This window comes from Paenibacillus sp. 2RAB27, from assembly GCF_052115445.1.
Classification (GTDB): domain Bacteria; phylum Bacillota; class Bacilli; order Paenibacillales; family NBRC-103111; genus Paenibacillus_E.
In genome coordinates, this window is record NZ_JBFRGR010000032.1 from 33,937 (window position 1) to 47,534 (window position 13,598).

A 13,598-nucleotide genomic window follows, 5' to 3' on the forward strand; every position below is an offset into this window, starting at 1 on the left:
GAAAACACATGAACAAAACAGACTTGATCAACAACATCGCTGAAAAAAGCGGACTTACTAAGAAAGACGTAGAAGTTGTCCTTAACGGATTCCTTGGTGAAGTGACAGACGCTCTTTCATCCGGAGATAAAGTACAATTGATCGGTTTCGGTACATTTGAAACTCGTAAGCGTTCTGGCCGTACAGGTCGCAACCCGCAAACGGGTAACCCAATCGAAATCGCAGAATCCAATGTTCCTGCTTTCAAAGCGGGCAACAAGCTTAAAGACGCTGTAAAATAATGCGTATCGATAAATTTCTCAAAGTATCTCGTCTGATCAAACGCCGTACAGTTGCAAAGGATGTGTCCGACCAAGGACGCGTGTGGATTAACGGTAGGGACGCTAAAGCGAGTACGCATGTGAAAGTTGGAGATGAGTTATCCATTCAGTTCGGTCAAAAGAAAGTGACGATTCGCGTTGAACTTTTGACAGAGTCGACCCGTAAGGAAGACGCTGCGCAGATGTACACGCTGCTGAAGGAAGAGCCCCTCCAATCCGAATAACGCATAACGATGAAGTAGCCTGGGATTCCTGCAGAGGGGATTTCAGGCTGCTTTTTTTGTAGGCATAAGATGCAAGGCTTGGTTCTAAAAAAGGACATCCTCCCATATCGTAAGATTAGGTGAAGGAGGGGTACAGGCCATGATTGAACCTGTGAAAAACAGCAATAAAAGGCAAGAAATTAAGATGCTGAATCGCAAGCTCTTGGAAATATCAGGAGTTTTGAACGTAGAAAGTTTTGATAGCGAAGAATTCCTCCTAGAAACGGAAATGGGCTACTTGATGATTAAGGGGCAAAATTTGCACATCAAGAACTTGAGCTTGGAGCAAGGATTAGTCGCCATTGAAGGTATTATTCATGAATTAGCCTATGTGGACGGGAATACCCAGGAGAAATCCAAAGGGTTTCTTGGTAAGCTATTTAAGTGACGCTTCACGTTCAATTTCAGACGATTTTCATGATGTTCCTGAGTGGAATTTGCATAGGGGCTCTGTTCGATATTTTTCATGTGCTCTCGGGCAAGCTGCGGTTGCCACGATGGACCATCCCAATTGTAGATAGTATCTATTGGATTGTGGCGATAATCCTGGTGTTCAAGATGCTTATTTACAGTAATGAAGGACAAGTTCGTATTTTTATTTTCCTTGGAATGGRGATCGGAATTTGCTTCTATTTCGCTCTTCTTAGTTCGCTAGTCATTCGAATAACGCTCATTCTCATACGAATTATTGTGGCGATTTACCGCTTCCTTATGAGGACTGTCGAAATTATCATCATTAAACCGATAATTGGCATATATCGTCTAACGGTGATAATTTTAGGCTTTTTGCTAGCGGTAGCTATATTCCTTTACAGAATTGTGCTACAATTGCTCTATCCTATGTGGAGATTATTCCTCTGGATGACTAAGCCTGTGCATAAGTACTTGGTGATCCCTGACTGGTTGAAGAAACTGAAGGGACGCATCATTGCGCTTTATCGCAGGATATTCTCGAAGTAGGAGGATTTCCTATTCATGCATGCTCAAGCAACCGTTTCAACCAAGCGCATCAGTCGGGAAGGCTCGAAGCGAAGACTGCGTATCCTTTTGATCATTGTCTTATGTTTTCTGAGCTGGGCTGCTGTTAACATCTGGGGGCAGTTCGCCAAGCTGCACGAGAAGAAAAGTGTCGTAGCGAATATGGAACAACAACTCGTCGAAGCACATAAGATAAATGCCCTCACGACGAAGGAAATCGCACGGCTGCATAACGACGAATATTTGGATCAGATCATTCGCCGAGACTTTCATTACAGTAAAACGGGAGAGACGCCATTAAGTGTCTCGAAGTCGCAATAAAGAAACGTTATGAAGAAGTGGCTAATGCCGTGTTGACCGTGGTTTCTGCATCGGTTATAATCGGCGTAGCCAGTGTTTTCAACATTTTAAGGGAGGAACATTTTACTTTATGGCAATTGAAGTTGGCACCAAGTTAGAGGGAAGAGTGACGGGGATTACTCACTTTGGAGCATTCGTCGAGCTTGCTGAAGGAGTTACCGGTCTTGTTCACATTTCGGAGATCGCGGACAATTATGTGAAGGACGTTAATGACCACTTGAAGTTGGAAGACAAGGTAACGGTCAAAGTAATTAACGTGGACAAGGATGGCAAGATCGGACTGTCGATCAAGCAAACGATTGACAAGCCAGTTGAGGAAAGACCAGCTCGTCCTGAACGTACAGGTGGCAGCAGCTATCAAGGTCGTCCTAGTGGAGATCGTCCAAGCGGCGGTTACCAAGGTGGTCGTCCAAGCAGCGGTGGAGACCGTAGTGGTCCTCCAAGCGGTGGTCAAGGTGGTAGTGGCGGTCGTCCAGGTGGCGGCGGTGGCTTCAATCGTGGCGGCGGCGGTGGTGGTCGCGGCGGCTTTAACAAGCAGCAGGGCGGAGCTAGACCGTTTTCGTTCGAAGATAAAGTATCTCGTTTCCTAAAAGATAGTGAAGAGCGGATTTCGTCCTTGAAGAAGAACACCGAGTCCAAACGCGGTGGCCGAGGCGGAAGAAGAGACTAATAGATGCAGATGATGAACCACATTCGCTCCGGCGAATGTGGTTTTTTCTTTGTCATACATGACTCATGTGCGACAAGTCCGGCAAAAACAATGCGAATCAATCGACATGGAGTTACGGGTATCTCCCTCATATGCAGGTCGAAGTTTCGAGGTATTCAGACTTCTGGAAACGTTTTCAGTATAAGGAACCCAGAGCAGGCAAGGGCTGGGACCTGTTGACAAAGACATCGGGACATGTCGGAAATTTTTTTGAATCTATCAACTCATTCTGACAAACTTTCTGCTAGATTGTCTCTATACTAGAGTAACAAATAAGGGAAGAAATGGATGGTGTTCGAGAATATGCAAAGACGAAGCTTAGGCGCGGTGATGGGTAGCGGATGGTCGGGAATTTGGCAGAAAACAAAAGTAGGCGTTCACAGTGCAGCTGTGGAGAATCGATGGGTACAAGCTTTTGTTGCTAAGAAGTGGTCGTTACTGCTCATCGTTATGGGCTTCTTGCTCGGTCGGGCGATGATTCTGGAACAGTTATCACCATTTGCTTTGGCGTTTGTCGCAGTCATCTATTTTACAAGAAAGGATATCTTGCATTGGGTGGGTATTGCTGCATTTGCAGGTAGCTTGCTCGCAGTGAATGGAAACACCGGTTATCTGGTGACAGAAATTATTATCTTCCTAGGGATCCAGAAGGCACTTGAGAAATATGAACGATCTGACGTTTCGTTAGCTCCGATCCTCGTATTCAGCTCAACGTTCCTCGTACAGCTCTTTGCGGAGTTGGTTGTTTCTAACTTGACGTGGTACTCCTTGATGATGATTGCCGTTGAAGCGTTGCTAAGTTTGGTGCTGACGCTCATTTTCATTCAAGCGATCCCTGTATTTACACTTACCCGCAAGAACTATCATCTGAAACATGAGGAGATTATTTGTTTAATTATTTTACTGGCTTCGGTCATGACGGGTACGGTTGGTTGGCTTGTGGGTCCTGTCACGATAGAGCATGTGCTATCTCGTTATTTGATACTCCTGTTTGCGTTGGTAGGAGGAGCACCGTTCGGGGCATCCGTCGGTGTTGTTACGGGGCTTATCCTGAGTCTTGCGAATAGCAATGCGATTTATCAGATGAGTTTGCTTGCTTTCTCTGGTATGCTTGCAGGTCTCCTTAAAGAGGGGAATCGCTTGATGGTTGCGTTTGGGATGCTGATTGGATCATCTATTCTATCTTTCTATATGGGTTCTAGTGTGGATATGATCAATTCGGCGTGGGAATCTCTTGCGGCTGTTGCCCTGTTCCTGCTTACGCCGCGCAGCGTGATTCTCATGCTTGCTAAGTATGTGCCTGGTACCCAAGAGAATCTGAAATCGCAGCAGGATTACGCGAAGCGTGTGCGGGATGTGACGGCTGGACGCGTAGAGCAGTTCTCTGAGGTGTTCCGCCAGTTGGCGCGCAGCTTTAAACAGCTAACGACGGAAGATGAAGTGAGTCGTAAGGAGGAAGATGTCGGACATTTCATGAATGCTGTCACCCAGAAGGCGTGTGAGTCTTGTTGGAAGAAGAGCCAGTGCTGGGATCAGAAATTCTATCAGACTTATACGTATATGACGGATATGATGAGCCAAATCGAGACGAAGGAGAGTATGACGAAGAAACAGATTCCGCCTGAGTGGAAGAAGGTGTGCATTCGTACGGAACAAGTGCTAGATGTAATGAAGCAGCAATATAGTCTATATAAGAATGACAGGCATTGGAAAAAGCAGATCATCGATAGCCGGCACCTTGTTGCCGACCAACTATCAGGAGTTTCGCAGGTCATGGAAGACTTAGCGAAGGAAATTAAAAGGGAAGGACAGGAGTTGTTCCTCCAAGAAGAGCAAATTCGTAATGCCCTAGAGGAGCTGGGCTTATCTATTCATACCATCGATGTGATTTCCTTAGACGAAGGCAACATCGAAATCGAAATCATCCATCAATATACGAAGGGATTCGATGAATGTCGTAAGATCATCGCGCCGCTTCTGAGCGAAATCATCGGCGAGAATGTCGCCGTGATGCGTGAGGAAATGCACACGCGCGGCGAGGGCTACAGCACGGTCGTATTCGGCTCCGCCAAGGAATACGAGGTGGAAACCGGAGTCGCCGGCGCTGCCAAGGGAGGCGATCTCTTCTCGGGCGACAGCTACTCCACGGTGGAGCTGGGCAATGGCAAGTATGCCGTTGCGCTGAGCGACGGCATGGGGAATGGCGAGCGAGCCCGCGCGGAGAGCGAGACGGCGCTTAGCATCCTGCAGCAGCTGCTGCAGTCGGGCATGGACGAGAAGTTGGCGATCAAGTCGCTGAACTCGGTGTTGATGCTGCGTTCATCGGATGAGATGTACGCCACGGTGGATATGGCCTTGATCGATATGTACAATGCTAATACGACATTCATGAAGATCGGCTCTACACCAAGCTTTATTAAGCGCGGCACGGAGGTTATCCCGATCTCGGCAAACAATTTGCCGGTAGGCATCTTGAGCGAGATTGATGTTGATCTGGTCTCCATTCCGTTGCAATCAGGAGATATCCTAGTCATGATGACCGATGGTATCTTTGATGCCCCGGGCCATGCTGTGAACAAGGAGATATGGATGAAGCGGATGATTCAGGAAATTGATACGACGTTACCGCAGGATTTCGCGGATTGCTTATTGGAGCGTATTTTCCGTCATCATCATGGGGAAATTCAGGATGATATGACGGTTGTTGTAGCACGTATTGAGAAGCGGCAGCCGGAGTGGGCAACGTTCCGTTGGCCGGGTATTACACGTATGGAGCGTCCGAAAACAGTTAGTTAAAGGTTCTAATAAGCCGTGCCGGCTCATTTGCCGGCGCGGTTTTTCAGTCGAGAAGGGCGGTTAGCTGAATGATCAGGAGGATGTTTGCCATATTGCTCATACTTCTGGGTGTATGTCTGTTTCTGTATCCCACGATAAATGATCGATATGAAAGTTATCAACAACATCAGATTTTGAAGCAATGGCAAGACAATATGCAAGGAATGGATCAGTTAATTGGAGAGGAAAATGAGGAGGTACTTGCCGCAGGAGTTTCGAATTCACCCGTTGGGGGTGACGTGACTTCCTCAGCAGATGCAAGTGTATTGCCCAACGAGCCATTGGTGTCTGAATCCGCAAAGCCCACAAGCGTGAGCGACACGGTTGTGAAGGTTGCGGCGACAGCAAAGCCTCCCCCTGCGAAACTAAAGAACATGGAAGGGGTTCTAACTATTGATAAAATTGATTTGAAACTCCCCATTCTATCTGGTGCGACCATGGATAATATGAAAATCGCAGTTGCTAGTATTGCGAATACAGGAAAAGCTGGCGCAATAGGTAATTATGCGATTGCTGGGCATCGGAATTTGACGTACGGTAAGAATTTTAATCGCTTAGATGAAGTTGTCCCTGGTGATGTAATAGAAGTAGATACAGGGAGTAGCAAATTCGTTTACCGTGTAGAGGAAAAGTTATATGTTCTACCTACGGATGTGTGGGTCTTGCAAAGCAAAGATAGCAATCGGGAAATTACATTAATTACGTGTGATCCCATGGTGGACCCGACGCATCGCCTTATTGTGAAAGGGAAATTAGTTGAATAGTTAGAAGTTCACGTATAGAAAGGATGGAAATGACATATTTTCAATACATGCTATATTTTTCGTTGTTCAATATGATACAATTTGTATCATAACCTTTTTGAGAGTACTTTTCTTGCCTATGACAAGGTACATACCTGAAATGGAGGTCTAAACAAAGATGGTGAAGAAACAAACGAAGGCTATGCTAATTGCGCTCTTGATGTTTATGCAATGCCTTTATGGGATTACCCTTTCAAGCCAGGTGAATGCAACTGAGATATCGGGCAGCATCCTAGATAGTGTTACATTAGCGGTATACGATAGTAACGGTCAAGTTGTAACGGGTAATGTGTATGACCAGAATGCACAAGCGAAGCTGGATTACACCTGGTCTTTGCCAAATGGTCATGGCTATCATAACGGAGATACATTTACTTTTACGCTGCCGCAGGAGTTTGTGTTATTCAACAATGTAAGCGGTGCCCTTGTCATAGATAACAGTTCAACAGTAGGGAATTTCCATGCCGATAAAGATAGTCATCATGTGGTGATTACATTTAACGAGTTTATTGAGAGTCATGATGATTTGAAGGGAACGTTGAGCTTCCTTACGCAATTCAATAAGAGTCAAATTACAGGGACTACGGAACAAACGATTGTGATTCCAATACGTAGCGGCGATCAAATATTTACCATAAAGTTCAAGCCTAACGTAGATTCAACGATTAGTAAATCTGGTGCTCCTCTAAGTTATAATGCGAAGTCGATTGATTGGACAGTGGATGTGAACAAGACGTTGGATACTGTTCAGGATGCCGTTGTTACGGATCCGATTATCCAGGGATTAGCTGTTCCTGTGACGGTTGCCGTTTATCAATTAAATGTGCAACTCGATGGGACGGTCATACAAGGGGTGAAATTGGACAGTAGCAGCTATGCGGTGAGTACCGAGGGTGGGGTTCTTCGTGTTCAGTTTACGGAGAGTCCAATAACGTCTGCATATCGTATTCAATTTTCAACACCAATTACAGATATGTTCAAGACTTCCTTCACGAATACAGCCAGTTTCTCTGGATCTAACAAGGAACCTGTTCAAGCTTCTTCAACAGTTAGTGTATCACGTGGGAACATGCTGATGAAGGAAGCGACGAAGTATGATCCAATAACTCAGACCATGGAATGGGCTATCTTATATAACGCTGGAGAAGAGGGGATCTCTCAATCTGAGGCCGTACTAACTGATTTATTTGATAATATTCATCAGTTGGTGGGAGGAACAATTCATGTATATAAGGTGACATTGAACAGCAGTGGTGTACCAACACTCGCCGGCGAAGTGCCAACGGATAAATATACGGTTTCCTTACTTACGGGAGAGGGGAAAACAGGCTTTAAATTGCAATTTCTAGAAGACATCTCTTCTGCGTATAAAATCATCTATAAAACGAAAGCAACAGGTCCCATATATGAGGATGGAATTCTTACTAATAAGGTAAGCACAGGAGAAAATAGCAGCACTACGGCTACCAAGCCATATACGCAAGTTGGTATTGTAAAGACGAGAGGTGATGTTAACTATCAATCGAAGATAGTGGGATGGCAAATCGTCATTAATGGTGACAGTCAGGAAATGGATCACGTCGTTGTAACAGATACATTTCCTAGTAAGGGACTACGGTTGATACCAGACTCCTTAGTCGTAAAGAAAGGGAATGTTATCCTTACTAGTCCAGCAGACTACACCCTTGATAGCAGTATTGGCGCAGATGTTGGATTCACCCTGACATTTACCGATCCGATTTCTCAGCCTATACAAATTACTTATGATACTGCGTTCAACCTTGAGTTAGCACTTCCATTGGGCAGTGCAAATGTATTCACCAATCAGGCGACAATCGACTGGATTAGACAAGAGCAAGCGCATACGAAGACAGTGACAGCGGAGTTCAATCCCTACAACGAAGTGAAGAAAAATGGATTTAAAAGCGGTACTTATAACGCAGTGAATAAACAAATCACTTGGAGTGTAGGGATTAATTACAATGGCAAAAGCATTTCCGAAGCCAAAATTGAAGATATGTTGGAGTCTGGTCAGACCCTGCTTGAAAACTCGTTAGTTATTCATAAAATGCTCATCGCTCCAAGCGGAGGCCATTCGCTAGGTGATTTGGTGGATCCTGCAAAGTACCACTATGAGGTTACGCCTCAGAAAAAACTTATCATTACTTTTCTTGACCCCATTTCAGAGGCTTATACGATCGATTTTATTACAAGCTTAGAGAACCAGTTGATAACCAATCGGGTGTTGAATACAGCGAAGCTATTTGATGGCTCAACCCAAGTGTCTAAAGATCTTACAGCAGCTGTTAATATCCCTCATGGTGGGGAATACGTGAGCAAGAACGGTTCACAGAACGGTGATAAGATCAACTGGCAGATTACCGTTAATCAGGGGCAATCGAAGCTAACCGATGCGGAAATATTCGATACGCCATCTAGCAATCAAGTGTTACTGTCGGATTCATTTCATTTGTTCAGTATGAAGGCAGCTGCCAATGGTGATTTAACCAAGGACATTGAATTAGTAAAGGGAGTTGGCTACACCGTTGATATTCAAACAGATGCAACAGGGAATCAGACGTTCCGTTTAAAATTCAAGAGTCTGATCTCGACAGCTTTTGTGTTGGAATATCAATCTGTCATAGCGGCCCGCGATCAGGAATCTATCACCAATGCTGTCAGTTTCAGCGGAAATAATGTACAAACGATTACAAAAGAAACCGTCACAGACATTGTGGTAGGCGTATCCTCGGGTTCAGGCACAGGAAATGGTGTCCGCGGGTCCTTAGAAGTGAAAAAGGTAGATTCTTCTAACAAAGAGTTACCTCTAAGTGGAGCAATCTATGAGCTTTACCGGAAGTCTGGTGAAACGAAGAATTTAATTCAAACGCAAACGACGAATGAAGCAGGTATTGCCTTTTTCCGAGGCTTGCTTGCAGGAGACTATGTGATTAAGGAAACCACAGCACCAAGTGGGTATACTCTAGATGGAAGTGAGCATCCATTTACACTACAACCGGCAGAGAATAAAAAGGTGACGTATACGAATAGCAAAACGCCAGCATCGACACCAACACCAACATCGCCGCCAACATCGACACCGACACCACCGCCAACATCGACACCATCATCAACACCGACACCGACACCAAGTATAACACCAAGTCCTTCTATTACGCCGTCATCTAAGCCTTCACCACCGGCTGCGACGGTGCCGTCACCTAAACCTTCCGCTCCTGGTGTGGTGGCTCTTCCCACTATGGAGCCTGCAACATTGCCGGTAACGGGTGAGTCTAGCCATCTCTATGTCAAGCTTGCTGGCTTAACTTTCGTGCTGTTTGGTATGATGTTAGGAAGGAAAGTTCGGAGGAGACGCTAACTTAATCGCGATTGACTAACGCTACAAATAAGCAGGGGGATGCCCCCTGCTTATTTGGTTCTTAACATATGCTTTATAGGATAAAATCGAGTAAATACCTTTCGTAATCCCTACCTGCAAGATGATTAGACACTCTCACAAATGGAAAAACTAGGATATGAAACTACTAGAGAGCGAATCTTATCGGTCAGGGAGGCAGAAGATTATGATGAAACAAATTTTATTAATTACAGATGGTTGTTCCAATGTTGGCGTAAGTCCCGTGATAGCAGCGGCACAAGCACAAGCAGAGGGTGTTGCTGTGAATGTCATTGGTGTGATTGATCATGGGGAGTTAGGCGTGCTTGGCTCAGAAGAGATTCGAGAGATTGCAGCAGCAGGCGGTGGCATGAGTCGGATTGTTAATTCCGAACAACTATCGCATACCGTGCAAATGATGACTCGGAAAACCGTTAATGCAACCATCCAGCATGCTGTGGGCAAKGAACTGCAAAGTATATTGGGGATTTCACAATTAGAGCAATTGCCACCAGAGAAGCGAGCTGAAGTCGTACAAGTTATTGATAATATGAGTGAAACCACGTCGCTACGTGTTGCTCTTTTAATAGATGCAAGTGCTAGTATGAAGCCGAAGCTTGCCGCGGTACGTGAAGCGATTCATGACCTTTTGCTTAGTTTAAGAGCCCGAAGTGGCGTGAGCGAGCTTGCTGTATTCCATTTTCCATCTGCCAAATCGAGTGATCAGGAACTAGAAATGGATCATGGTTGGACGAATCAGCTTGCAAATGTCGACAAGATGTTCTATAAAATAAACATGAAGGGTACGACACCAACCGGTCCAGCATTGCTGCAAACGTTGCAGTTCGTGACAGAGAAGCCTTTCTCACCAAAGACGACTGAGGAAGGGATGCTGAGTGACTACGTGGTATGATGAGGCCTTTCGCCCAGGGGCTGTAATTAAGGGGAAGTGGAATGGCCACGTGTATGTGGTCGAACGCTTATTAGGTGCAGGCTCCAATGGCATTGTTGCTCTTGTTCGAAGGGGAAACGCTAGATTTGCGCTTAAAGCTGGATATGAAACGGTTGACCATCAGTCAGAGATCAATTCCTTACTTGCTATTTCAATGAAAGAGAATTCTTTTAAGAACTTTTTGATTGATTCAGATGATATGATGGTTCAAGGGAAAGGAATCTCCTTCTATGTCATGCGATATATTGAGGGAGTGACTCTTTCTGAATTTATACATAAGCGGAGTCAAGACTGGATATATGTGATCGGCACGAACCTATTGCGGAAGCTCACTGAAATCCACAGGAGTGGGTATGTATTTGGAGACTTGAAGGTCGAGAATATGATTGTTTCTAACTATGGCGATGTGGACCTCATTGATTTCGGGGGCGTATCACCCAAGGGACGAGCGATTAAACAATTAACAGAAGTCTACGATCGTGGGTTTTGGAATATGGGGGAGCGGGTTGCGGAGGAAAGTTACGATCTATTTTCATTTGCTATTTTACTATTAAAAACACTAGATCACCGCAAACGCTTCGCTGGCTTTATCAAAACTCTCCCTCAAAACCGAGAGTTAGATCAATTAACGTCAATAATGCGGGAAAATCCAGTTGCTGCTCAGTTGGCACCTTTTCTGAATAAAGCTTTGCGCGGCGAGTTTAATACGTCGGAAGAAGCGATTGTGGAATGGAAAAAGCTGATTGCAGGTAAGAAGGTCGCACAGTCGACGCTGAAAATGCCATGGCTTAAAATATGTTTTGCTGCATCTATTTTTATTTGTGGAGCAACGATATATATGTATTGGTAGCGCAGGGGAAGAAAAGGCCGAAAGGAATGCGAGATGGATACGGATCTTGTTACCAAAGTGGAACGACGAATTGAGGAAGAAAAGCTTGCAGATGCAGGGGATGTGATCGTCGTCGCGGTTTCAGGGGGACCTGATTCAGTGGCGCTGTTGCATGTCCTTTTTCGTCTTGCAAATACCCACCAGTGGACGATCGTGGTTGCCCATGTGAATCATCAATTCAGGGGCGTGGAATCGGATGCGGAAGCAGATTTCGTTGCGGAGCTTGCGGCAGGGCTGGCCCTTCCTTGTGAAATTGGTGTTATCGATGTTCCTGCTTATATAGAGGAGGCTTCCTTAAATGGGCAAGCGGCAGCGCGCGAGAAAAGATATGAATTTCTCCATKGAGTCGCTGAGCGGTACGGTGCACAACGGATCGCTTTGGCCCATCATGCCGATGACCAAGCTGAAACGATGTTGATGCGAATCTTGCGTGGGACAGGTCCATCGGGGCTAGTTGGCATGCCGGAACGAAGGCGCGAAAAAAAAGTGGAACTGATTCGTCCTTTTTTACGTATATACAAATCAGATATTGTGAATTATTGCGCTCAGCACGAAATTACCTATTGTAAGGACAGCAGCAATGAGCTGCGGAAGTATTTCCGCAATCGGATTCGGCTAGATCTTATGCCAATGCTGAAACAGTATAATGAACAACTTCCAGAGTCACTCAATCGATTGACGGATGTGATGCAAGCTGAGAATGATTATTTGGATGCAGAAACGGATAAGGTTTTTCGCCGAATCGTGACATTTCAGTCGAACATCTGCCGCTTGAATCGGAGTGATTTCGCCGAGCTTCACGTTGCTTTACAAAGGCGTTTGATTAAATTAATATTAAACTGTCTTTGTTTGGAAAGGGAACGGCTGGTATTTACACGAATTGAGCGCGTGCGTGAGTTAATGATTAAAGATCAGATGACGAATCAAGTCCTCCAAGTGGATGAACAGATTTATATTGTGAGAGAATATGGATCTATTCAATTTCAGACCCTTGCACCAGATCCTAAGCCTTATGCTTATGAGATCCGGTTAGCATCGAATGAGCTGGACCTGCCGGACATGAACGCCAAATTGATCTACTCATGGATGCCTTTAAGCGCGTATGAGACAGCTGCTTCATCACCAGACCATAATGGCGACGTATTTTTGGATGTAGACCAGGTAGAATTGCCGCTTTGTTTGAGAAGCCGCAGATCGGGAGACCGATTGGAACCTCTTGGTTTAAACGGGTCCAAAAAGGTAAAGGATATGTTCATTGATGCCAAAATGCCACTAACTCGGCGTGAGGTCATCCCACTACTGGTCGACGCATCCGGACGAATTCTCTGGATTGCTGGATTTCGTAGGTCCAAACACGCTTTGGTCGGACCAGACACAGAAYGTGTGCTTCATATGAAGCTAGTGCTGCAGGAACATACGTAAATTTCGTTCTTCTAGAATGTAAATTTATAAGGATTCATAATATAATCTAGGGGGTTCATCCTTGTACAGCGACATTCAAGAAGTACTTTACAGTGAAGAACAAATTCAAGGCAAGATCAAAGAATTAGGGGAATTGCTTTCCGCTGATTACGAAGGTAAGAATCCATTGGTTATTTGTGTACTGAAGGGCGCTTTTATTTTTATGGCGGATCTTGTAAAGCAAATTAGAGTACCTTTGGAACTTGATTTTATGGCGGTATCCAGCTACGGTCAATCCACGAAATCCTCGGGAGTCGTTAAAATTATCAAAGATCTTGATGTACCCGTGGAAGGGCGTCATATCCTGATCGTGGAAGATATTATCGATAGTGGGTTAACGCTAAGTTATCTGATAGATGTGCTAGAACGTCGCAATGCTAAGACAATCTCGGTTGTTGCGCTGTTTAATAAACCGGCACGCAGAACGGTAGAGCTTGAACCTGATTATGCGGGTTATGTGCTACCCGATGAGTTCGTTGTCGGATATGGTCTGGATTATGCAGAGAAGTATCGTAACCTTCCATTTATCGGCATATTGAAACCAGAGATCTACTCGAGCTAGTGTCATGTTCCGTAGGCGCACTAAGGCACTAAAGTTGTAGCGCTTTACCGGAGTGTGGTAAAATAATAA

General features: G+C 45.1%; 13 protein-coding genes. All 13 read left to right on the forward strand.

Annotated elements, in window-relative coordinates:
* The first annotated feature begins 8 nt into the window (after positions 1-8).
* The 13 genes from AB4114_RS28700 to hpt all read left to right on the forward strand — a co-directional run bounded on the left by AB4114_RS28700 (position 9) and on the right by hpt (position 13,529).
* The gene (locus AB4114_RS28700; RefSeq protein ID WP_028557378.1) at positions 9-281 is read left to right on the forward strand and encodes an HU family DNA-binding protein; all 273 of its coding nucleotides are present in this window, start codon (positions 9-11) and stop codon (positions 279-281) included.
* Positions 281-544 (forward strand): RNA-binding S4 domain-containing protein, encoded by a 264-nt coding sequence (locus tag AB4114_RS28705; RefSeq protein WP_171629519.1) that lies wholly within the window; start codon positions 281-283, stop codon positions 542-544. Before AB4114_RS28700 ends, AB4114_RS28705 begins: the two co-directional genes overlap by 1 nt.
* A gap of 139 nt (positions 545-683) precedes the next feature.
* Entirely contained in the window at positions 684-971 is a 288-nt protein-coding gene (gene yabP, locus AB4114_RS28710) for a sporulation protein YabP (RefSeq protein ID WP_056617955.1), read from the forward strand.
* Positions 968-1,543, forward strand: a complete 576-nt coding sequence (yabQ, locus tag AB4114_RS28715) for a spore cortex biosynthesis protein YabQ (RefSeq protein WP_441991522.1) — start codon at positions 968-970, stop codon at positions 1,541-1,543. The genes yabP and yabQ overlap by 4 nt, the downstream gene beginning before the upstream one ends.
* A 15-nt stretch (positions 1,544-1,558) precedes the next feature.
* Positions 1,559-1,882 (forward strand): FtsB family cell division protein, encoded by a 324-nt coding sequence (locus AB4114_RS28720; protein ID WP_171629517.1) that lies wholly within the window; start codon positions 1,559-1,561, stop codon positions 1,880-1,882.
* A 109-nt stretch (positions 1,883-1,991) separates the two neighbouring features.
* On the forward strand, positions 1,992-2,591 hold the full coding sequence (locus AB4114_RS28725; RefSeq protein WP_057313299.1) for a S1 domain-containing RNA-binding protein: 600 nt from the start codon (positions 1,992-1,994) through the stop codon (positions 2,589-2,591).
* Between the two features lie 342 nt (positions 2,592-2,933).
* Entirely contained in the window at positions 2,934-5,426 is a 2,493-nt protein-coding gene (gene spoIIE / locus AB4114_RS28730; protein WP_441991523.1) for a stage II sporulation protein E, read from the forward strand.
* Between the two features lie 92 nt (positions 5,427-5,518).
* The gene (locus AB4114_RS28735) at positions 5,519-6,229 is read left to right on the forward strand and encodes a class D sortase (RefSeq protein WP_441991524.1); all 711 of its coding nucleotides are present in this window, start codon (positions 5,519-5,521) and stop codon (positions 6,227-6,229) included.
* 157 nt (positions 6,230-6,386) lie between these two features.
* Positions 6,387-9,647 carry a collagen binding domain-containing protein gene (locus AB4114_RS28740; RefSeq protein WP_441991525.1) on the forward strand — a complete coding sequence of 1,087 codons (3,261 nt, stop codon included), beginning with the start codon at positions 6,387-6,389 and terminating at the stop codon, positions 9,645-9,647.
* Between the two features lie 208 nt (positions 9,648-9,855).
* Positions 9,856-10,578, forward strand: a complete 723-nt coding sequence (locus tag AB4114_RS28745) for a hypothetical protein (RefSeq protein WP_441991542.1) — start codon at positions 9,856-9,858, stop codon at positions 10,576-10,578.
* Positions 10,562-11,467 (forward strand): protein kinase domain-containing protein, encoded by a 906-nt coding sequence (locus AB4114_RS28750; protein WP_441991526.1) that lies wholly within the window; start codon positions 10,562-10,564, stop codon positions 11,465-11,467. Before AB4114_RS28745 ends, AB4114_RS28750 begins: the two co-directional genes overlap by 17 nt.
* Positions 11,468-11,500: 33 nt before the next feature.
* A complete protein-coding gene (gene tilS, locus AB4114_RS28755) occupies positions 11,501-12,928 on the forward strand; it encodes a tRNA lysidine(34) synthetase TilS (protein ID WP_441991527.1) in 1,428 nt (475 codons plus the stop codon).
* A 61-nt stretch (positions 12,929-12,989) separates the two neighbouring features.
* Positions 12,990-13,529, forward strand: coding sequence for a hypoxanthine phosphoribosyltransferase (hpt, locus tag AB4114_RS28760; RefSeq protein WP_441991528.1), 540 nt, complete (start codon positions 12,990-12,992; stop codon positions 13,527-13,529).
* The last annotated feature ends 69 nt before the right edge of the window (positions 13,530-13,598 follow it).